The 20,988-nt window shown below is 61.8% G+C and carries 15 protein-coding genes and 1 riboswitch; of the genes, 6 read left to right on the top strand and 9 right to left on the bottom strand.

What is annotated here, in order from left to right; genetic code table 11:
• Positions 1–177: 177 nt before the first annotated feature.
• Entirely contained in the window at positions 178–2,097 is a 1,920-nt protein-coding gene (locus GVK95_RS04560) for a methyl-accepting chemotaxis protein (RefSeq protein WP_159946969.1), read from the bottom strand.
• A 557-nt stretch (positions 2,098–2,654) separates the two neighbouring features.
• On the opposite strand from GVK95_RS04560, the gene GVK95_RS04555 reads away from it, so the two are divergent.
• The 3 genes from GVK95_RS04555 (at position 2,655) to GVK95_RS04545 (ending at position 6,496) form a co-directional block, all read left to right on the top strand.
• Complete coding sequence (locus GVK95_RS04555) at positions 2,655–3,494, top strand: TlyA family RNA methyltransferase (protein ID WP_159946967.1); 840 nt, start codon at positions 2,655–2,657, stop codon at positions 3,492–3,494.
• Positions 3,491–4,741 (top strand): class I SAM-dependent RNA methyltransferase, encoded by a 1,251-nt coding sequence (locus GVK95_RS04550; RefSeq protein ID WP_159946965.1) that lies wholly within the window; start codon positions 3,491–3,493, stop codon positions 4,739–4,741. Before GVK95_RS04555 ends, GVK95_RS04550 begins: the two co-directional genes overlap by 4 nt.
• A gap of 174 nt (positions 4,742–4,915) precedes the next feature.
• A complete protein-coding gene (locus GVK95_RS04545; RefSeq protein ID WP_159946963.1) occupies positions 4,916–6,496 on the top strand; it encodes a heme peroxidase family protein in 1,581 nt (526 codons plus the stop codon).
• Between the two features lie 10 nt (positions 6,497–6,506).
• On the opposite strand, the gene GVK95_RS04540 is transcribed toward GVK95_RS04545, so the two are convergent.
• The 4 genes from GVK95_RS04540 to GVK95_RS04525 all read right to left on the bottom strand — a co-directional run bounded on the left by GVK95_RS04540 (position 6,507) and on the right by GVK95_RS04525 (position 12,086).
• Complete coding sequence (locus tag GVK95_RS04540) at positions 6,507–6,821, bottom strand: hypothetical protein (RefSeq protein ID WP_159946961.1); 315 nt, start codon at positions 6,819–6,821, stop codon at positions 6,507–6,509.
• A gap of 200 nt (positions 6,822–7,021) precedes the next feature.
• The gene (locus GVK95_RS04535) at positions 7,022–9,115 is read right to left on the bottom strand and encodes a methyl-accepting chemotaxis protein (RefSeq protein WP_159946959.1); all 2,094 of its coding nucleotides are present in this window, start codon (positions 9,113–9,115) and stop codon (positions 7,022–7,024) included.
• A gap of 229 nt (positions 9,116–9,344) precedes the next feature.
• Positions 9,345–10,103, bottom strand: coding sequence for a crotonase/enoyl-CoA hydratase family protein (locus GVK95_RS04530; protein ID WP_159946957.1), 759 nt, complete (start codon positions 10,101–10,103; stop codon positions 9,345–9,347).
• A 192-nt stretch (positions 10,104–10,295) separates the two neighbouring features.
• Positions 10,296–12,086, bottom strand: coding sequence for an acyl-CoA dehydrogenase (locus GVK95_RS04525; protein ID WP_159946955.1), 1,791 nt, complete (start codon positions 12,084–12,086; stop codon positions 10,296–10,298).
• A gap of 335 nt (positions 12,087–12,421) precedes the next feature.
• Here GVK95_RS04525 and GVK95_RS04520 point away from each other — a divergent pair, with 335 nt between their 5' ends.
• Both GVK95_RS04520 and GVK95_RS04515 read left to right on the top strand, forming a co-directional pair.
• Positions 12,422–14,332, top strand: a complete 1,911-nt coding sequence (locus GVK95_RS04520; RefSeq protein WP_159946953.1) for a PhoX family phosphatase — start codon at positions 12,422–12,424, stop codon at positions 14,330–14,332.
• A gap of 94 nt (positions 14,333–14,426) precedes the next feature.
• A complete protein-coding gene (locus tag GVK95_RS04515) occupies positions 14,427–15,422 on the top strand; it encodes a CorA family divalent cation transporter (protein ID WP_159946951.1) in 996 nt (331 codons plus the stop codon).
• 110 nt (positions 15,423–15,532) lie between these two features.
• Here GVK95_RS04515 and GVK95_RS04510 read toward each other — a convergent pair whose 3' ends face one another.
• From GVK95_RS04510 to GVK95_RS04500, 3 genes are all read right to left on the bottom strand, one after another.
• The gene (locus tag GVK95_RS04510; protein ID WP_159946949.1) at positions 15,533–15,973 is read right to left on the bottom strand and encodes a BA14K family protein; all 441 of its coding nucleotides are present in this window, start codon (positions 15,971–15,973) and stop codon (positions 15,533–15,535) included.
• Between the two features lie 291 nt (positions 15,974–16,264).
• Positions 16,265–17,350: a hybrid-cluster NAD(P)-dependent oxidoreductase gene (locus GVK95_RS04505; RefSeq protein ID WP_159946947.1), complete on the bottom strand. Its 1,086-nt coding sequence runs from the start codon at positions 17,348–17,350 to the stop codon at positions 16,265–16,267.
• Between the two features lies 1 nt (position 17,351).
• Positions 17,352–18,596, bottom strand: a complete 1,245-nt coding sequence (locus GVK95_RS04500; protein WP_159946945.1) for an aromatic ring-hydroxylating dioxygenase subunit alpha — start codon at positions 18,594–18,596, stop codon at positions 17,352–17,354.
• Between the two features lie 98 nt (positions 18,597–18,694).
• A riboswitch (cobalamin riboswitch) is annotated at positions 18,695–18,898 on the bottom strand.
• A gap of 359 nt (positions 18,899–19,257) precedes the next feature.
• Between GVK95_RS04500 and GVK95_RS04495 the strand changes: the two genes are divergently transcribed.
• Positions 19,258–19,863 (top strand): DUF6656 family protein, encoded by a 606-nt coding sequence (locus GVK95_RS04495; protein WP_159946943.1) that lies wholly within the window; start codon positions 19,258–19,260, stop codon positions 19,861–19,863.
• Positions 19,864–19,882: 19 nt separating this feature from the next.
• Here GVK95_RS04495 and GVK95_RS04490 read toward each other — a convergent pair whose 3' ends face one another.
• Entirely contained in the window at positions 19,883–20,962 is a 1,080-nt protein-coding gene (locus GVK95_RS04490; protein WP_159946941.1) for a GGDEF domain-containing protein, read from the bottom strand.
• Positions 20,963–20,988 lie beyond the last annotated feature (26 nt).

The following is a 20,988-nucleotide window of genomic DNA, read 5'->3' as shown; positions in this document are numbered from 1 at the left end:
AAAAAATGCCCCGCTGCAAGGTCGCGGCGACATCCGCCGCCTGCATCTGCGGTGTCGTCAGGCCGGCTTTCGGCATCCGGTGTCATGCTGATCACCACCTGCAGAAACGCCAAACGCCCCCCGGTCAGTTCAAGACCGGGGAGCGTTGTCAGCTGTGTGGTTCCGTCGTCAGAGCAATCAGAACTCGCTCCACTCTTCCTTGACGGCCAGGTTGCCCTGTACTGCCGGTGCGCGCCGGACCGGGGCGGCCGGTGCACGGGTAGCGGATGTGCTGGAATAGCCGCGATCGGCGATGGCCGGTGCGGCCGAGCCCTGGCCCGGCAGCTTGAACTGGCCGACAAGACTGCGCAGACGCCCGGCTTCCTGGGCCAGCGTGGCGGAAGCGGCTGTCGATTCCTCGACCATCGCGGCGTTCTGCTGTGTGGTCTGGTCCATCTGGTTGACGGCGGTATTGACCTCGGCCAGGCCTGTCGACTGTTCGCGGGCCGAGGTGGCAATGGCGTCCATCAGCTGGTTGATCTGCGAAACGTAATCGCCGATCGCCTTGAGGGCGACGCCAGTGTCGCGCACCAGCTTCACGCCGCTATCGACTTCAACCGAGGAGTTCTGGATCAGACCCTTGATCTCCTTGGCGGCGTTGGCCGAGCGCTGGGCAAGTTCACGGACTTCCTGCGCCACGACGGCAAAACCCTTGCCGGCTTCACCGGCACGGGCTGCCTCGACGCCGGCGTTCAGCGCCAGCAAGTTGGTCTGGAAGGCGATCTCGTCGATGACGCCGATAATGTTGGCGATCTGACCGGACGCCTGCTCAATGCGCTGCATGGCGTCGACGGCACTGGACACCACTTCCACAGACTTCGTCGTGTTTTCATTGGCCAGGATAGCGACCGAGCGGGCCTCCTGCGTGCGCTTGGACGAATTCGACACGTTGACGGTGATCTGGTCTAGGGCTGCGGCTGTCTCTTCCAGCGCCGCCGCCTGCTGTTCCGTGCGCTTCGACAGGTCGTTTGCACCCGAAGCGATCTCACGCGTGCCGTTGTCGATGTTGCCGGTCGTTTCGGCAACCGCGCTCATCGTCTGCGCAAGCTGCGTGACCGAGGCATTGAAATCGTCGCGCAGGCCTTCGAAATCCTCCGACACGGTCTCGGTTATCTTGTAGGTCAGATCACCGGAAGCCAGCTTCTTCAGACCAATGGCGAGCGCGCTCGTGGCCTGAAGGAGCTTGCGCCGCGCATCTTCCTCGGCCTGCTTCTGCAGAATGACGCGCTGTTCCTCGGCGCTCTTGCGCTGGAATTCGGCTTCCTCCGTCAGGCGATTGTTCTCGATCGCCGCCTGCCGGAAGACCTCGACGGCGCCGGCCATGGCGCCGATCTCATCCGCACGCCCGGAAAAAGGAATGGTATCATCGACATTGCCGCCGGCCAGCTTCCGCATCGCGTCGGTGATCCGCTCGATCGGCCTGGCGACGCCGGCCAGAGCATAGAAGGTGGCGGTGATCAGCAGGATCGCAAGAACGCCGATGGCCGTATAGGTCTGGATTAGGGCGGCATTGAAGGCGGCGTCACCGGCGCGGACCGAGTCGTCCGCCCCCTGAACGTTGATCTCGACGAGTTCGTCGACCGTCTTGGAGACCGGCTCCATCAGCGCCCGCATCTCGTTGAGAACCTCGCCCGCCTCGGCATTGTTGTTGGCCCGCGACAGGACAAGCATGTCCGCGCCGCGCTTCTCATAGGCCGTCACGCCATCCCTGATGGCCGCGAGTTTCTGGCGTTCCACGTCCGAAGAGATCAGCGGCTCATAACGCTTGATGGCTTCGGTGACAGTGGCCGACTGGGACTGCACCGCCTTGTCTGCGGCAGCGATCGCCTCGGGCGTCAACGACGTGATATGGTTGAGATAGGCAATGCGAAGTCTGAAGACCTCGGCCTGGATCTCCTTGACGGTCTTGACGCTCGGCAGCCAGTTGCGTGCTATGTTTTCCGAAGATGTATTAACCGTGTTCAGGGCACTGACCGACAGCCAGGCGAAAACGGATGAAACAAGGGCGATCAGCGTGAAGATCGCAATCAAAGAAGCCTTGATGCTCAGGCGGGACATGTCTTGCCTTCCCTCAATATGTCGTGTGGCGACGGCAGGTTTCGCGTTCACATTGTTTCATCATGAGGGCTGTGACGGTGAAGCCCGTGGTCATCGCGAGCCATGGAGCACTTTAGACGGCCTATATTTAATTTTCTCTAAAATACTAAGATCGGGCTGCGAAAAATCGCATAGCCATCCGTAAGCTATTGTTAACTACAACAGGATGAGGAAGGCCATCAAAGGGGCGACGACAGCAGGAAGCGAAGCTGCAAAACAAGCCCTAAAACGCCGAAGCCCTCCGGGCCCGAAACCGGAGGGCTTCTGCTCGTCTGCGGTCCGGGAGGAGGAGGTTCCGCAGGCTGCATGGTAATTCAGGGCTGCAGCGGATGGAGGAGATCCGGTTGTGCAAGCCCAAACCTACATTAGAGTCCTTTTATTAATTAATTGCTAATTAACCAGAAATTGACACGGCCGACAAGTGTCCAGCACCGGCAAGGGCAGAAATGCGACGCACCAGCAGGCCGCAATGGCACAAAAGACTTGCGCCGAAGGCCCTGTCGGATCATTGACGGAGCATGACAGATCTTCCCGAGCCCCAACGCCTCGACCAGTTGCTGGTCGCCCTCGACCTTTTCGCCAGCCGCTCGCGCGCCCGCGACGCCATCCAGCGTGGAACCGTCAAGGTCGACGGCAAGGTGGTGAGCAAGCCGAGCCTGGTGTTTGCCGCCACCCATGAATTCACCATCGACGATCCGGCGCAGGACTATGTCTCGCGCGCGGCGCTGAAACTGGTGGCCGGTCTCGATCATTTCGGCCTGTCGCCCGAAGGCTGCGACTGCCTCGATGTCGGCGCCTCGACGGGCGGCTTCACCGAAGTGCTGCTGAAGCGCGGGGCCGCCCATGTAACCTCCGTGGATGTCGGCCACGACCAGTTCCATCCGCGCCTGGCGTCGGATCCGCGCGTCACCAATATCGAGGGCCTGAACGCCCGCTACATGGAGCCGGAGGATATCGACAACCGGGAGATCGATTTCATCGTCTCGGATGTCTCGTTCATCTCGCTCAAGCTGGCGCTGGTGCCGGCGCTCGAATTTGCCGAACCGGGCGCCCATTGCCTGCTGCTGGTCAAGCCGCAGTTCGAAGCCGGGCGCGAGGCGATCAGCAAGGCCGGCCTGTTGAAGGCGCCGGAAACCGCACCGCTGGTGGCCGCCGAACTCGAACGCTGGCTGACGGAGGACATGGGCTGGACCAGCCTTGGCCTGATCGCCTCGCCGATCGCCGGCGGCGACGGCAATGAGGAATTCCTGCTCGCCGGCGTCAAGCCGGACGAGGATGGCGATGATGACATTGACGAAGAGACTGATGAAGACACCGGTGACGCGGCTGATGTCAACATGGGCGAGGACGCCGAATGAGCGCCGAGTCCGTGACCATCTCCAGCCTCGGCGCCAAAGGTGACGGCGTCGCGCATGGCGAAAACGGGCCGATCTTCGTGCCGTTTGCGCTGCCCGGTGAAACCGTGTCGATTGCGCGGGTGAAAAGCGAAGGCACGATCATGTCCTTTGCCACGACCTCGCCAGACCGGATCGAGCCAGTGTGCAAACATTTCGGCCCCGACGGCGTTGGCGGCACCTGTGGCGGCTGTTCGATGCAGCATCTGGCGAAACCCGCCTACAACGCCTTCAAGCGACAGGTCCTGATCGCGGCGCTGAAATCCAAGGATATCGAGGCGCCGGTTGCAGACATGGTCGAGGCGCATGCCCACCAGCGCCGCCGGATCGTGTTTACCGTGCGTCGGCGCGAGAAGGATCTGGTCATCGGCATCAACCAGGCCGAGACCCATCATGTCGTGCCGATCGAGGAATGTCCCATCGCGTCGAACGGGATCATCTCCCGGCTCGACGCTCTGAAGATCATCGCCAAGGCTGCCGGGTCAGACGCGTTTCGCATGACGGTGACGGAAACGCTGACCGGTCTCGACATCTCGCTCGACGGCCTGCGCGGCGGTCTGGGCGATCGCGAACGGCGTGCCGTCAGCGATGCGGTGATCAGGCTGCGCGACATCGCGCGCGTTTCGGCCAATGGCGAGATCGTCATCGAGCCGCACAAGCCGATGCTGGACTTCGGGGGCGCGCGCGTCTCGCTGCCGCCGGGCGGCTTTACCCAGGCGACGCTGGAAGCGGAAGAGAAGATGGCGGAGATCGCCATTGCCCATATCGGCAAGGCCAAGCGCGTCGCCGACCTGTTTGCCGGTATCGGCACATTCGGGCTGCGCATTGGCCGCAAGGCGCAGGTGCATGCCGTGGAGGGCGACGAGAAGGCGATCAAGGCGCTGGATCAGGGTGCACGGATGACGCAAGGGCTGAAAACCTTCAGCGTCGAACGGCGCGACCTGTTCCGCCGACCACTGATGACCTCGGAATTCAAGCATTTCGACGCCGTGGTGTTCGATCCGCCGCGCGCCGGCGCCGAAGCGCAATGCGCCGAGCTTGCGCGTTCGCAGGTGAAGAAAATCGTGGCGATCAGCTGCAATCCGCTGACTTTGGCCCGCGACCTGTCGATCCTGATTGCCGGCGGCTACAGGATCGACCAGGTGACCCCGATCGATCAGTTCCTCTGGTCGCCGCATGTGGAAGCGGTGGTGACGCTTTCCAAGGGCTGAACTGCAACGATCACCGGTCGGTAGTTGCGGTGCAATTCGGACACGGCTTTTAAGAATTAGTTAAAATGCAACCAAAGATTATATATCTTTGGCGTTGCACGCATCGCGATCCTGTGTCATCGTATTAGCTCCAATGCATGTTTGCCAACCGAAGTGGTTGAATGGAGGAATCCCATGTCGGAAGTTGCGATGCACGGACACGGTGTCCGTGGGATGAACCGTGCCGCCTTGCAGGCCCTTGCCGGCAATGCAGACCCTGGAAAATTTGGCCGCATCTTTCCAACGCTCACAGCGCTTGATGCGGACGAAGACGACCTGTTTGAACTTGCCGTCGCGATGAAGGATGCGGTCGGGGCGGACGGCAATACCGATCCCGTTGGCGACAACCCCAACGTTCCCGCCGGCTTTACCTATCTCGGCCAGTTTGTCGACCATGACATCACGCTCGACACGACGCCGCTCGAGCAGCAGGAGGCCGATCCTTTGGCCACCAGCAATTTCCGCACGCCGGCGCTGGATCTCGATTCGCTCTATGGCGACGGGCCGGGCATCCATCCCTATCTCTACGACCGCGATCCGGCGACGCATCGCGTCATCGAGAAATTCCTGATCGGCAAGGCCTCCGCGTCACAGGACAAGGCCGGCAACCCCATCGCGGCGTTTCCCAATGACCTGCCACGCAACCAGGTCGGCCATGCGCTGATCTTCGACGAACGCAATGACGAAAACCTGCTGATCGCCCAGTTTCACCTGCTGATGTTGAAGTTCCACAACAAGGTGGTCGAGGGCCTGCAGGCGAGCCAGCCGGCGCTCAAGGGCATGGCGCTTTTTCACGAGGCGCGGCGCATCGTCACCTGGCACTACCAGTGGATCGTGCTCTTCGACTTCGTCGAGCGGTTGACCGAACCGGGGCTGGTGCGCCGCATCAAGCACGACGGCCGCCGTTTCTACCGCTTTCGCAGCCGGCCGTTCATGCCGGCGGAATTTGCTGCTGCCGCCTACCGCCTCGGCCACTCGATGGTGCGGCAGAGCTACAGCCACAATCGGGTGTTCAACCCCGGCCCCGATGCCTTCACCGACGGGACGCTGAAGCTGCTGTTCAACTTTACCGGCAAGTCTGGCCAGATCGTCGGCGAGCTGGTGGACAAAGGGGCGGTCAACACCGGTGGCGGTCCCGGCCCCTTGCGCGACCTGCCGTCCAACTGGATCATCGACTGGCGGCGCTTCTTTGACCTCGGCACGCCGCCGGAGCCCAACTTCACCCTCAATCACGCCCGGCGCCTCGATCCCTTCATCGTGCCCGAACTGCATACGCTGCCGGGCTTGCGGCCCGAGACGGACAAGACCGCAGCGCGCGACTTCGTCCTGCCCTTCCGCAACCTGAAACGCGGCGTGCAGATTGGCCTTCCGTCGGGGCAGGACGTCTGTCGGGCGATGGGGATCGTGCCGATGAAACCTGTGGAAATCGCTACAGGCCCGGATGGGGTGGTGGCGGCGAAGCACGGTTTTCACAAGAAGACGCCGCTCTGGTATTACGTGCTCAAGGAGGCCGAGCACTATCACAAGGGTCTAAGGCTTGGTCCGATGGGATCGACGCTCGTCGCGGAGACCTTCATCGGTCTCGTCCACGGCGATCACGACTCCTTCCTCTGGCGGCAGTCGAACTGGAAGCCGGAACTGCCGGGTGCTGCGCCCGGCCACTTCACCATGGCCGACCTCATCCGCTTCGTCGGGGACATCGACCCGATCGGCTAAACGTCAGCGGTCAGTAGGTCTGGAGGATGCCGGAACCGGTCGCGTTGGCGCAGCGGCAACTGCCGCCGACGCGGCCGGGACTGGCCGGGCACGATGCCTCGGCCCCGCCATTGCGGGTGCCCGAAGGCGGAATGACGCAGTAGTAGCGCTGCGGCCGCACACCCGGCTGCCTCTGGCGCCGGGACTGGCTCTGGATGATGACATCCCCGTTGTCATTCACCAGTTGCAGATCGGTCTGGGTCCGGCTGGCCGCTTGAGCGGGACCGACGACGGATGAAAGGCCCAGGCAGGCCAGGCAAAGGGCAAGACGGAACACACGCACCATGGCGACCTCGAACAGTTTTCACGCTTCGTCTCGATAAACGCATGAGACGAATGTTTGTGCGACCACTATCCGCAGAACCGGTGAACAGAAACTGAACCAATGAGCGAACACGAGGAATGAACACCAGGAATGAACGGGAGGCGAAACAAAAACGGCACCGCGATGGGTGCCGTTTCTGCGTTTTGTGATGACGACGGAGATCAGGCCGCGTAGCGACGCGTGCGCGTCTCCTGCGCGTTTGCCCGCTCATCGATGCGGAACTGAGCCAGCAGGCCGGTCAGGGCTGCGGCTTCGGTCGCAAGGCCATGGCTTGCCGCCGTCTGTTCCTCGACCATGGCGGCGTTCTGCTGGGTGCCCTGGTCCATTGTATTGACGGCGGTGTTGATCTCGGACAGGCCGGTCGACTGTTCGCGCGACGCGGTGACGATCGCGTTGACATGGCCGTTGATCTCCTGAACCTCGCGGACGATCACCTCCAGCGCCTGGCCGGTGAGGTTGACCAGTTCAACGCCTGCCCGCACCTGGTCTCCCGATGCGCTGATCAGCGTCTTGATCTCCTTGGCGGCATTGGCCGAGCGCTGGGCGAGTTCGCGCACTTCCTGGGCGACGACGGCAAAACCCTTGCCCGCTTCCCCGGCACGGGCCGCCTCGACACCGGCGTTCAGCGCCAGGAGATTGGTCTGGAAGGCAATTTCGTCAATCACCCCGATGATGTTGGAGATCTCGTCGGACGACTTCTCGATCCCCTGCATGGCACCAACCGCGCGCTGGACGATCTCGCCGGACTTTTCCGCACCACCACGGGCACGGGTGACCAGTTGGCCGACTTCCTCGGCACGATGGGCGCTGTCCTTGACCGTGGTGGTGATTTCTTCGAGGGCGGCTGCAGTTTCTTCGACGGAGGCCGCCTGCTGTTCGGTACGGCGGGCGAGATTGTCGGCCGACGACCGAATTTCGGTCGCGCCGCTGTCGATGGCGCGCGCATTGCGGCCAACCATGGCCAGCGCATCATGCAGCTTGGTGACCGAGTTGTTGAAGTCGGCGCGCAGGCGATCGAGATCGCCGGCAAACGGTGTCTCGATCCGGTGGACAAGATCGCCATTGGCAAGGCGGCCGAGTCCATCGGCCAGAGCCTGCACGGCGAAGGATACCTGCTCGGCCTCGCGGGCCTTGAGGGATTCGCGCTCGCGGCGCTCCTGTTCGGTCATCGTGCGAGTTTCATCCGCCTCGCGGGCCAGGCGTCCGCGCTCGATGATATTGTCGCGGAAGACGGCGACGGCTGCTGCCATCTGACCGATTTCGTCGACGCGGTCGGTGCCTGGAATATCGGCCGAGACATCGCCACCGGCGAGCTTGCCCATGACTCCGGTCATATCGACGACCGGGCGCACGACGAGGCGCGACAGCAGCGCGGCCAGTACCGCCGTCATGGCGATGACGCCGATGATCGTGGCAATGGTGGCGGCCACCCGGAACTGTCCGATGCTGGCATAGGCCAGATCGCTGTCGACGGTGACGCCGAGATACCAGTCGCCCATCGGCAGCCCCTTGATCGGCAGGAAGCTGACCAGGACGGACTTGTCGGCAAACGTGCTTTCGCTGATGGCGCTGCCGATCACCGGCGTGTTGGCCGGGAAGGCATCGGCCAGCTTCTTGGTCACCAGCGTATTGTCGGCATGGACCAGGATGGTGCCGTCAGCCTTGACGAGAAACGCTGCGCCCTTGCCCCCCATGTCGACGGATTTGACCATCTCGACCAGGGATGTCAGCGAGAAGTCGCTGGCGGCGACGCCGAAGAGCTTGCCGTCGCGCTTGACCGGCATGGCAGCGCTGATGATCAGGTTACCGGTCGAGGCATCGGCATAAGGGTCGGTCAGGACCATCTTGTCGGCCTTGACGGCATCCTGGTACCACGGGCGCTTGCGCGGATCATAACCTTCCGGCAGCGGCTGGTTCGGCACGCTGGTGAACACGCCCTGCTCGTCGCCGACATAGGTCGACATGAACTCGCGGATCAGCACGGGATTGTCGAAGGCAGCCGTGATGCCGGCAGCGTCACTGGCCTTGGCTGCAGCATTGCCGGCCAGCTCGGTCAGCATGACGCGGGCGCCCAGCCAGTTGGAGATGCTCTGCGAGGCCTGAAGGCCGGAGGAGTTGATTTCGCTTTCGACAGCATCGGTGGCAGCCCGACGCTGGAGACTGTCGATATAGACCGAGAAGCCGGTCAGAGCGGCAACGACCACAAGGGACGCGACCAGCAGGATTTTGGTCATCAGATTTGAACGGGCGTTCACGGGGAATTCCTGAAATTCTCATCCGACATTTCGGCGCGCAAACGCAGCCTGGCCGGACACTGCCATTGGGTCATGGTGTGACAAGCATGCGACTTCATGTCGATGCTGCGATTCTGTTAGATCGCCATTCACCCATGAATAGGTCGAGAGAATTAAGAGGAATTTAAGCAAAAGCTCACGCTGACAAATAAAATGACGAACGTCATTTTTTGTTCAACGCGACCCGAGCCTACCGCCCTTTCATGAACGCCTCGAAGGCGGCGCGGGCTTCCACGCTCTTCAGCTGGGCGACAAAATGCACCAGCTCTTCCTGCATGCGCGCCCGCACATCGTCCGGGCTGCCCTTGACCAAAGCACGGGCGATCTTCATTGCGGCCGGCGGCTTGGAGGCCAGCGATGCGGCGATCTTCAGCGTTTCGGCTTCGACGTCTGCGGGTGCCACCACCTTCCAGATCAGGCCGGCCTCGCGTGCCTGCTCGGCTGAAAACCCTTCGCTTGCGGCGAGCATGGCGAAGGCGCGCTGGTGCCCCATGATGCGCGGCGCGATCAGGCTGGAGGCCGCTTCCGGCACGAGCGCCAGATCGACGAAAGGGGTCTTGAACAGGCTGCGGTCGGACGCCACCGTCATGTCGCAATGCATGTGGAGCGTCGTGCCGATGCCGATGGCGAGGCCATCGACGCCGGAAACCAGCGGCTTGGTGACTTCGGTCAGCGCCTTGAGCAGGCCGAAGGCGGCGGGTTCACCGACGGCGCCGGCCATGGCGAAGCCGAGGAAATCGGCCATGTCGTTGCCGGCGGAGAAACAGCCCTCGGTGCCGAGGAAGACGATCGCGCGGATGTCTTCGTCTGCCTCGCCTTCCAGCAGGCCGGCGGCCAGCTTCTCGTACATGGCCTGCGTGATGGCATTCTTCTTGTCCGGGCGGTTGAAACGCAGGACGAGCACGCCGGGATAGGCCTCCGGGCGGGTGATCTGGATGTGGTCGGTCATGCTTGTCCCTCTTCAATTAGATCCGTCGCTGCGAAAAGCCCCTCACCCCGCCTCCGCTTCGCTCGGCGCTCCCTCTCCCCGTGAACGGGGCGAGGGGGACCGGAGGCGCTGCGGCCTTCGCTCTTCTCCCCGCTTGCGGGGAGAAGGTGCCGGCAGGCGGATGAGGGGCCGCGTTTCGCGCGACGCCAAAGACTACGCGAATAGAGCCCGCGCCGCTTCGAGGCTCGCGGCACCATTGATGACGCGGTCCTTCAGCGCTGCGGTTTCTGCGATGATGTTTTCAGCGGCGAAACGGCAGAGCGCCAGGCGGTTGTCACGGCCGTGCTCCTCTTCGGCCAGCGCGCCCTTGGCAAGATAGACGCCGGTCAGCACCAGGCCGAAGAGGCGCTGGTACGGCGTGGCACCGGCGAGCGCTGCCGAAGCATTGCCGGCTGCAAGTTCGGCCAGCAGCCATTCCGTTGCCTCATCGAGATCGGCGAGGCTTGCGTCCAGCCGGTCTGCTGTTTCGCCGAAACCGTCGAGATTGGAAGCGCGAACAACGGAGACGATCTCCTTCAGTTCGCCAATGAAGCCGCGCACCTGCGCGCCATTCGACAGAGGCAGCTTGCGGGTGACGAGGTCGGCTGCCTGGATGCCGTTGGTGCCTTCATAGATCGGGGCAATGCGGCTGTCGCGCCAGAAGCGGGCAGCACCGGTTTCCTCGATGAAGCCCATGCCGCCATGGGTCTGGATGCCGAGCGAGGCAACCTCGACGCCGGCATCGGTGGCGAAGGACTTGGCGATCGGAGTGAGAAGTGCTGCACGCTCGGCCCAATGGCGAGCCGTGTCACCCGCCTCATGATGGCTCATGTCGGTGGCGTGGGCGCAGACATAACAAATGGCGCGCGCGCCTTGCGTCAGCGCCTTCATCGTCACCAGCATGCGGGCGACATCGGGATGCTCGATGATCGGCGACATGCCTCCCGCCTGGCCCGACCCCGTCCAGCCGGGGGCTTTGCCCTGCGTGCGGTCCTTGGCATATTGCACGGCCTTCTGGGTCGCGGCCTCGCAGATCGCCACGCCCTGCATGCCGACAGCGAGACGGGCATTGTTCATCATCGTGAACATGCAGTTCAGGCCCTTGTTCTCCTCACCGATCAGATAGCCGATGGCGCCCGGCTCGTCGCCGAACTTGCCGTCACCATAAATCATCGTGCAGGTCGGCGAGCCGTGGATGCCGAGCTTGTGCTCGAGCGAATGGCAGTGAAGATCATTGCGAGCCCCGAGCGAGCCGTCGTCATTGACGAGATATTTCGGCACGAGAAAGAGCGAGATGCCGCGCGTGCCGGCGGGGGCATCCGGCAGTCGGGCGAGAACCAGATGGATGATGTTCTCGGTGATCTCGTGTTCGCCCCAGGTGATGAAGATCTTCTGGCCGAAGATCCGGTAGGTGCCGTCGTTGCGGCGCTCGGCGCGGGACTTCATCACGCCGAGGTCCGAGCCGGCATGGGGCTCGGTCAGGTTCATCGTGCCGGTCCATTCGCCGGAGACCATTTTCGGAAGATAGGTCTGCTTGAGGCTGTCGGCGCCGTGGACCGTGACGGCATCGACAGCACCCATGGTCAGCGTCGGGCCAAGCGCAAAGGCCATGGAGCCCGAATTCCACATTTCCAGCGCTGCAACGTTCAGCATATGGGGAAGCGCCTGCCCGCCGAATTCCTCCGATGCGGTCAGCGAGTTCCAGCCGCCTTCAGCCCAGTGGCGATAGAGGTCGGCCCAGCCGTCGGGAACAATGACCTTGCCGTCGATCATGCGGGCACCCTGCCTGTCGCCGATTTCGGCGAGTGGCGCCACTTCGTCACTGGCAAAGCGCCCGGCCTCGGACAGAATGGCATCGACGAGGTCATCGCTCAGGTCGCCGAGCTTTCCGTCATCGATCGCCTTGGCCAGACCGGCCACATGCTTCAAGGTGAACGCAATCTCCTCCACGGGCGCCTTGTACATGGCTTTCTCCTCCATATTTCATGTGCAACTGCCCGCGATCATCCCCCACCCAGGATGTGCGAAGCTTCCCACTTTGGCTAATTGATTTTTACGTAAACGTCAAACTATTTGCGATGGATGCACCGGCAGAACCTGCACGCAGGCAGCGCGAACGGCCCGTGATCTGGCCCCCTACCCTGACCTCGGTGGCCCTGCAAACCATGATACAAGCGCTGCGCAACCTGTGTTTCAGGCATAGGCGATGTATCGAGGCACCACATATTCGTCACATGCCTGTCATCGCCACTGACTAACCCAAAGGCTGGAACCATTCCAATCCAACCCTGGAGGCCAACATGACCGATACGAACACCAACCACCTGTCCTGGGACGAATGGGATGAGTTGCAGAACCCGCCGCCTGCCGTTACCGATTTCGATCGCGTCGTCGAACGGGCCGTCTCCCGCCGCGGTTTTCTCGGTGTTCTGGCCATGGGTTCGGCTGCCATTGCCATGGGTTCGGTCGGCAACCTGATGAATTCGACATCCGCACAGGCGCAGGATGCAGCCTCGCGCTTCCCGTTCAAGCCGATTGCCGCCCAGACGGACACCACTGTCCATGTGCCGGAAGGCTATAACTGGAGGCCGCTCGCCAAGTGGGGCCAGCCGCTGTTCTCCAACGTCGCCGACATCGACCCGGTCAACGGAGTTTCGCTTGAAGCCTCCGACAAGGTCTTCGGCGAGAACACCGATGGCATGGAGAGCTTCCTGATCGGCACCCACCAGGTGATCGCCGTCAACCACGAATACGTGAACAACGAGACCAACCTGCCCAATAATGAAAAGGGCATGCCGAAGAGCCTCGACGACGTGAAGATCCTGCAGAACATGCAGGGTGTGACCGTCATGGAAGTGGCTGAAGGCGCCGACGGCTGGGAAATTGTCATCGACAGCCCGTTCAACCGCCGCATCCATCACAACACGCCGATGAAGCTCTCGGGCCCGGCCGCCGGTTCGGATCTCGTCAAGACGGCTGCCGATCCCGATGGCGTCGACTGTCTCGGGACCTTCAACAATTGCGGCGCCGGCAAAACGCCGTGGGGCACCTATCTGACCTGCGAAGAGAACTTCAACGGCTATTTCGGCTCAACCGACGCGAACTTCAAGATGCCGGATGACTTCAAGCGCTACGGCATCGTCGCCGAGACCCGCTATGGCTACGAGCAGTTCGACGAGCGTTTCGACGTGTCGAAAAACCCGAACGAACCGCATCGCACCGGTTATGTCGTCGAGATCGATCCGTCTGATGCCTCCTCGACCCCGATCAAGCGCACCGCACTTGGCCGCATCAAGCATGAAAACGCTGCCGTAGTGATTGCCCGCGACGGTCGCGTCGTCGTCTATATGGGCGACGACGAGCGTGGCGAGTTCCTCTACAAATATGTCTCGAACGGCATCTATGTTCCGGGTGGCGACACCTCCAAGCTGCTCGACGAAGGCACGCTCTATGTCGCCAAGTTCTCCGACGAAGGCACCGGCGAATGGCTGGCGCTGACGCCGGACGCCACCGGCATGAAGATGGACGAGATCCATGTCTTCACCCGCCAGGCCGCTTCAAAGGTTGGCGCGACCACGATGGACCGCCCGGAATGGGTCGCGGTCAACCCGGTTGCGATCGAAGCCTATTGCGCCCTGACCAACAACAGCCACCGCGGCGTCCTGAAGGACGGCAAGATGCGCACCAATGCTGGCGGCGACGTGATGGAAATCAGTGCCGTCAATCCGCGCGAAAGCAACGAGTTCGGCCAGATCGTGCGCTGGTACCCGGAGAACGACGACCATGCCGATGGCAAGTTCAAGTGGGACCTGTTCGTCATGGCCGGCAATCCGGACGTGCACAAGGACGGCCTCTACGCCGGCTCGTCGAACATCAATTCCGGCAACATGTTCAACTCGCCGGACGGCATGATGTTCGATTCGACCGGTCTGCTGTGGATCCAGACGGATGGCGAGGATTCGAACGAGGGCGATTTCGTCGGCCAGGGCAACAACCAGATGCTTGCCGGCGATCCGGCAACCGGCCGCATCGAGCGCTTCCTCACCGGCCCGAAGGGCGGCGAAGTGACCGGCATGACCTGGACAGGCGACAAGCGGACGATGTTCGTCGGCATCCAGCATCCGGGCGCGCCTTTCCCGGATGGCGAAGGCAAGCTGCCGCGTTCGACGATCGTTGCCGTCAAGCGCGAGGACAATGCCAGGATTGGCTAAGCCCCCGACATAAACCATCATGGAGCGCGCCGGTTCAACCGGCGCGCTTTTTTCGTTTTCCGCGCGCATACAGCCCCTCTAAGGACAGCCGCCCATGCTCAATGCAATCCACGCCCTGCCCGGTCTCGTCTGGGGCTACCGGATCGATCCGGTCTCGGGTCAGGCGACACGGCTGTCGGCCGACGTCAAGCCCGCGATGCTGGCTGAGGGACCGGGATTTATCTGGTTGCACCTGAACATTGCCGATGCCCGCGTCGGCGCCTTGCTGGATGGTTTCGAATGGCTGACGGAGCAGGCGCGCTCCGTGCTGACCACGCATGATACGCACGCCGCCCTGACGGTGGACGATCAGATGGTGTTCGGCACGCTTGTCGATTTTCAGCGGGAGTTCGACAAGGAGACACGCGATCTCGGCTGGCTGCACTTTGCCCTGGGCGAACGATTCATCATCACCACCAGGCTGCAACCAATCCGCTCGATCGACCGGGTGCGGGCCGCCGTGGAAAAGAATTCTACGAAATATCGCAGCCCGATGCATCTGTTCGAGACGCTGGTGGCCGAGTTCCAGCGCGGCATCATCTCGGTGGTCATCGAACTGACCGAGGAACTGAACGCGATCGAGGACTTTGTATACGACAGCGAGCTGCGCGACGAGCGGCGCAGGCTGGCACCGGTCCGGCGGGTGGTTGTCCGGCTCTACCGGCATCTGCGCACCATGCTGTCGCTGATGCGCCGCGCGGCGGCCAGCGACGACGAGGATATGCCCTTCGGCTTCGACGAAGCGGCACAGCGGCTGACGGCGCGGCTCGAATCCGTCGATCATGACGTTCATGCGCTGCAGGAACGCGCCCGGCTGCTGCATGAGGAAATCGATTCGAAACTATCGTCGGAAACCAATCGGCACCTCTACATTCTCTCGCTGATGACGGCTTTCCTTTTGCCACCATCGCTGGTGACCGGCTTTTTCGGCATGAACACGTCGAACCTGCCGTTCGCGGCAGAGGCTGATGGCACCATCTTTGCGATCGGCTTCATCGTCATATCGATCGCCGCTGCCTGGTATCTGCTGAGGCGGACTGGCATTCTCTAGTCAATCGCATCCACGGCTGTTGCCCAAAACGACAATACCCGGCGCAAGGCCGGGTATTGAAGCGCTGACGGGGCGAGCTGTTCGGGCACGCCGATCAGAGAGGTATTGGCTCAATAGTAAGGCGACAGGCACTGCTGACGGGGCCCACCATAGGGCTGGAACGTGTTGCTGCGGCTGTCGTAAGAGCGGTAGCGGTTGGCGCACCACTGGTAATGGCTCGGGTTGATGCCACCTGCGCTCGGACGTGGCTGGGAGGCAACAGCGCCGCCGATGATTGCACCGGCTGCGAAGGCAGCGAGCGGGAACCAGGCGCCGTTGTGATAGCGATAGCCGGGGCGACGGTGCGAGTAGCCACGGTGGCCGTTGTGATAGTGATGACCGTTATTGTAGTGACGGCGATACTCACGGCGACGATACTGAACCTCTGCGACGTCAGAGCTTGCCTCGACCGGCGCACGCGGCAGGCTCATGGCCTGTGCCGGCACGATGCCGGTAAAGCCGACAGCGGCAGCCAGTACGAGACCCGCCATACGTTTGAATGCAGTCTTCATGCGACTTTCTCCCTGCGTTTTCCGCGACCAGCTTTATGTCCCGGCCCATGCCTTGCGAACGCTGATCCTGAAATGAAAATTACCGGTGTCATCCTGAACCCAGCATTAACATTGGTTTTATTCTAAAACTTGATATGTTTGCGCGGTCCAGTTGGCCGCGACCAACGACCGCGATTGCCTGCCAACGGATGACCGTGCCGTTTGTTCCATCGCCTTGCGATGCAAGGACAAAACGGACAGGGCGCGCCAATCGCTTGGCACGCCCTGATGACGTTCATCGCCTGGTCGAATTCACGCCTCGATTTCGATTTCGCCCTTTGGCCGCGAACAGCAGGCCAGGATATAGCCCTCGTCGATTTCCTCGTCGAGGATGCCGCCATTGTGCTCCATCTCGACCTCGCCGGAAATCTTCAACACCTTGCAGGTGCCGCAGAGACCGGATTCGCAGGCGGCACCGATGCGCACGCCAGACGAGCGGGCAGCCTGAAGTACGGTATGGCCGGGCGCGCAGAGCCCGTCCTTGCCGGACATGGCAAAGGTGACTTTCGTCGGCTGCTCGCCATCCGAATGATCGGCAACGACGATAGGTAGTTGCGGCTTGGCCGGCTGGAAGGTTTCCTCATGATACTGGCTCATGTCGAAGCCAGCGCCGGACAGCGCCTCGCGGACGGTGGCCATAAACGGCTCCGGTCCGCAGCAGAAGACTGTGCGCTCGAGGAAATCCGAGGCCAGAAGCGCGATCTTCGCCTTGTCGATGCGGCCCTTCAGGCCCGACCAGAGCTGGCCGCGGCCGAGTTGCTCGATGATGAAGCCGAGGGTGAAATGCGGCATGTCGCGCGCCTTTGCTTCAAGCTCCCAGCGGAAGATGATGTCGTCGGGCGAGCGGGCACAATGGAGAAATGCGATGTCGCTGTCGGGCGAGCGGTCGCCCATGTCACGGCTCATCGACATCATCGGGGTGATGCCGGAACCGGCCGAGATGAACAGGTATTTCCTGCCCGGATGGCGGGCATAGGAGAAATCGCCGAGCGGGCCGATCGCCTTCAGCGCCATGCCGGGCTTCAGGTTGTCGAACATCCAGCGGGTGCCGATACTGTCCTTCTGCGCCTTGACCGTGATCGCGATCGTATAGGGCCGCGACGGGCTGGAAGACAGGGTATAGGTGCGCATCACCGGTTCCGGCGAGACCGGGATTTCCAGCGTGACGAACTGGCCGGGCTGGTAGCGGAACCACAGGCCCGGTTTGTTCGGCCGGAAGGTGAAGGTCATCACGTCGGGGGCTTCCGGCGTGACGGCGACGCATTCCAGCAGATGCTCCCTGTCGGACCAGGGACGCATTTCATCGACGTGGCGATAGGGAGCGAGCATCATGTTCATATCAGGCCACAACTGAGAGGCGGGCTTTTTCGCCCTGCAGACGGTTGATCATGAAGGTCGTGTACCAGTCGACGAACTGCATGACGCCACCTTCGTGCTCGACCGAATAGGGACCGGGCTCATAGGCCGGGGAGCGTATGCCGAAGGCATTTTCCTCGACGATCGAGCGGTCCTGGTCGTTGGTCATTTCCCAGACATGGGTCAGTTCCTCGAGGTCGTAATCGACGCCTTCGACCGCATCCTTGTGCACCAGCCAGGTGGTGGTGACTGCGGTTTCCTCGGCCGACAGCGGCGTGACCCGGAAGGAGATCGCGTGGTCGACGAGAATGTGGTTCCAGGTCGAGGGATAGTGGAACAGCAGCATGGTGCCGATATGCGAGGTCGAGACGTCGTCGGACAGCGGACGCTTGACCGCACGCTTGCCGGACATGGTGTAGCTTTCGGCCTCCTGGATCAGCGGCATGCGGGCGGTGCGGAACTGGCCGGACGGATCGATATTGAAGGTGCTCGGCAGGCCGGCCGCCTCGCAACGCTGCCAGTGTTCGGCGATGACCGGGTCGTCGCCGGCGCCCTGCACGCCGGTTGCCGTCGGGGCTTCCGGATAGGTGCGGCAGAGTTCAGGATGGTTGCTGGCGCAGTGGTAGCACTCGCGGTTGTTTTCCCAGACGAGCTTCCAGTTGCCCTTCTCGATGATCGTGCTGCGATGGGCGACCTTGGCCTCCGAAAGCCGATGCGGCTTCATGTAGGGTTCGATCGATGCCCTGACCGGCGCGAAATCGGCGGGTTCGTTCGCAAGGCAGATGAAGATGTAGCCAGCGACGCTTTCGCAATGAACCGGCTTCAGGCCAAACTCGCTCTTGTCGAAGGTTTCACCCATCTGACGGGCGAAGACCAGCGAGCCGTCGAGATCGTAGGTCCAGTTGTGGTAGGGACAGACCAGCTTCGCGGACGCGCCGCGATCCGAGGTGCAGACGCGGTGACCGCGGTGGCGACAGGTATTGTGGAAAGCGCGGATCACCTGATCCTTGCCGCGGACCATGACGATCGGATAATCGCCGACCTGGGCGGTGAAATAGTTGCCGGCGCGCGGGATTTCGCAGTCATGGCCGATGAACAGCCAGTCGCGATACCAGATCTGCTCCATGTCGAGCTTGAAATAATCCTGATCGATGTAGAAAGGCTGCTCCAGGCTGAAGCCTTCCCGGCGGTTCTTCAACTGCCGCAATACCGTGCTGTGCAGATCCATGTCGTCCTCGTTCGTTTCACCGGCGATGGAACAGGAGCGCAGCACCAATCGACCCGAAAAGGGCGATCACGGCTATCTCCGGTCGCCCACCGCGACCTCAAATATCATTGCTTCAAGGCTGGTTTCCGGGCTCTGGAGACGTCCGTTGCCAGACACGTTCGGCGCCTTCCCAGGACCTTCCCAGTGGCCTTTTGCCGTTACGTCTATCTCCACCACCGTTGCGGGGGCAGCGCCGGATTTTGACCGGCTTCCCGATTTTCCACCCTCCCTAGCAGGGCGGCACCTCGAGCTTGCCGATATCTAAACACAGGCGGCAGTCCGGTACTGCATTGCGAAACGACACGGCCGGAAATGTTTGCGACATGTCCATGCAAAGGCGCAAAAAGCGCCTCCTCAAAAATGATGTGTATTTTCTTGGAGATAGGGAAAATCAGTGGCGTCCGAAACTGTTGCAATGGCGCAAAATGACAAACCAAAGCGATCGGCTGCCAATGCCTGTCGCACTCGGAGAACATCATCAGAGCGGAACGAATTCAGTCAATTCAATGTGCGCTGCGGTAAGCCTCGCGAAACCTCAAGGGAGCACAGTGCCTTGGAAATCATGATTAACCATGTCGCTGTAAGATCGGCGTACCAAGCCAGTAACCGTCAGAGCCTCGACATGCAAAAACTTCGATATTACGCGGCCCCGAAAGTCCCGGACAAAAGTGCGACCGCAACCAAGGCCGCGCATACGGAATTCCTGCGCACCGGACGCATCTCGCGCCATCGCGACGACTGGTTTGCGGAGGAGAAGCGCTACCTCACCTATGCCGAGGTTGCCGTGCGCACCGGGCGGCGACTGGAAACGGCGGCCGAAACCACCCATAGCCGGATCAACGGCTTCCATCGCTCGATCCAGTTTCCGAAGATGATCTTTCACAAGACGCTCGATGACAGTCCGCATCTCGGCTACTGCCATGTCACGGCGGCGCGCACCAATTTCGCCCAATATGCCGACGTGAAATGGGCTTTCTACATCGCCAACTTCTTTGCCGAAATCGGCGGCAGCGAGCAGTTCTTCGAACAGATCCGGCAGAGCTACACGCGGATGTATTTCGCTGTCGCGATCAAGCCGGAGACCGAGCAGAAGGCCATGGTTGTCGACAGGTCGATCCGTGATAACGGGCTGCTGTTTCGCACCCATGACCCAAGGGAAGCCTTGCGCAACGTGCTGATGCTCGGCGCCCGCGATACGGAAATACGCAAGATTATCGCGAAGCTGTAGGGCTCGGCGTCTTTCGCCGTCAGGCGCCGAAGCCACCAACCGGCTTGTTCTTGTAGATCAGCCAGTCCTTGGACGTATAGTCATTGGCGCCGTAGATCGTGACGGTATCACCACCGTTGGCCTTGGATGTCGACAGCGCCTTTTCGGCAAAATTGGTAAAGTCGAAGGCGTTCGGAGCCTGTTCGGAGAAACACACGCCGAAGGACATGGCCATCTGGCCCGGAGCGCGGCCGGTGGAGGAGCCGACAAAGGCCGTGGCCTTCAACTTGGCGCGCACCAGTTCGATGACGCGGCCGACTTCATCCTCGTCAGACGTGTAGAGCAACAGGCCGAAGCGGCCGGCATCGAAGCGGCAGGCAAGGTCGCCGCCGCCGGACACGGCTTCCAGCACCTTGGCAACCTGCATCAGGAAGCGTTCGGCAACAGCCGGTCCCATCTGCTCCTGGATCCGGGCGAAATCGTCGATCTCACCGACAGCGACGCCGCACAGAACCGGCATTTCCGGGTTGGCATAGATCTTCGCCACGGCCTTGTTGAAGGCACGGCGACTGGCAAGGCGAGTGAGCGGATCGACAAACTTTGCCGCTTCGGCTTCATCGGCCTCGCGCTGCATATCGGCCAGCGATGCGGTCTTGTCGACCACGGCGCGAACGACATTGCTGTTCTGGTGCGCGCGTCTTTCGGTTGCCGCCTTCAGTGCCTTGATCGACTGGCCGAGCGGCGTCCCTTCGAGATCGGCTTCCGTGAGGATCGTTTTCGAGGCATTGCCGATGACGCGGCCGTAGTCGGTCAGGGAGATCTTTTCCTCATTGAGCAGATTGATGAAATTGCTCATTTCAGCGCGCACCTGGCCACTCTGGCGGCTCAGGAGACCATCTTCATGGTGATGGGGCAAATATTTGCGGCCAAGCTCGTCCAGTGCCTCCTGGCTCTTCAGCTTACCGAGCGCAATGAATTCCCTGACCAGTTCGGGATTACTACCAGCATAGGCCTCGTAGACCAGCTCATAGTTGCGCGGAAGCCCGTCAATGCCCATCTGATGCATGGCAGTTGCCACGCGAAGCGCAATGCTGGAGGCAGGATTCTTGACTTGCTGCATCTTTGGCTTCCCGGCTTGAGTCGGCT

It is taken from the genome of Rhizobium sp. 18065 (assembly GCF_902706095.1).
GTDB lineage: Bacteria > Pseudomonadota > Alphaproteobacteria > Rhizobiales > Rhizobiaceae > Allorhizobium.
Note: the sequence above shows the minus strand (reverse complement) of the source record. Positions and strands in the feature narration are given on the sequence as shown.

Coding starts and splice junctions, on each gene's coding strand:
- GVK95_RS04560 (WP_159946969.1), bottom strand. CDS start 2,097: ATGTCCCGCCTGAGCATCAAGGCTTCTTTGATTGCGATCTTCACGCTG.
- GVK95_RS04555 (WP_159946967.1), top strand. CDS start 2,655: ATGACAGATCTTCCCGAGCCCCAACGCCTCGACCAGTTGCTGGTCGCC.
- GVK95_RS04550 (WP_159946965.1), top strand. CDS start 3,491: ATGAGCGCCGAGTCCGTGACCATCTCCAGCCTCGGCGCCAAAGGTGAC.
- GVK95_RS04545 (WP_159946963.1), top strand. CDS start 4,916: ATGTCGGAAGTTGCGATGCACGGACACGGTGTCCGTGGGATGAACCGT.
- GVK95_RS04540 (WP_159946961.1), bottom strand. CDS start 6,821: ATGGTGCGTGTGTTCCGTCTTGCCCTTTGCCTGGCCTGCCTGGGCCTT.
- GVK95_RS04530 (WP_159946957.1), bottom strand. CDS start 10,103: ATGACCGACCACATCCAGATCACCCGCCCGGAGGCCTATCCCGGCGTG.
- GVK95_RS04525 (WP_159946955.1), bottom strand. CDS start 12,086: ATGTACAAGGCGCCCGTGGAGGAGATTGCGTTCACCTTGAAGCATGTG.
- GVK95_RS04520 (WP_159946953.1), top strand. CDS start 12,422: ATGACCGATACGAACACCAACCACCTGTCCTGGGACGAATGGGATGAG.
- GVK95_RS04515 (WP_159946951.1), top strand. CDS start 14,427: ATGCTCAATGCAATCCACGCCCTGCCCGGTCTCGTCTGGGGCTACCGG.
- GVK95_RS04510 (WP_159946949.1), bottom strand. CDS start 15,973: ATGAAGACTGCATTCAAACGTATGGCGGGTCTCGTACTGGCTGCCGCT.
- GVK95_RS04505 (WP_159946947.1), bottom strand. CDS start 17,350: ATGAACATGATGCTCGCTCCCTATCGCCACGTCGATGAAATGCGTCCC.
- GVK95_RS04500 (WP_159946945.1), bottom strand. CDS start 18,596: ATGGATCTGCACAGCACGGTATTGCGGCAGTTGAAGAACCGCCGGGAA.
- GVK95_RS04495 (WP_159946943.1), top strand. CDS start 19,258: ATGCAAAAACTTCGATATTACGCGGCCCCGAAAGTCCCGGACAAAAGT.
- GVK95_RS04490 (WP_159946941.1), bottom strand. CDS start 20,962: ATGCAGCAAGTCAAGAATCCTGCCTCCAGCATTGCGCTTCGCGTGGCA.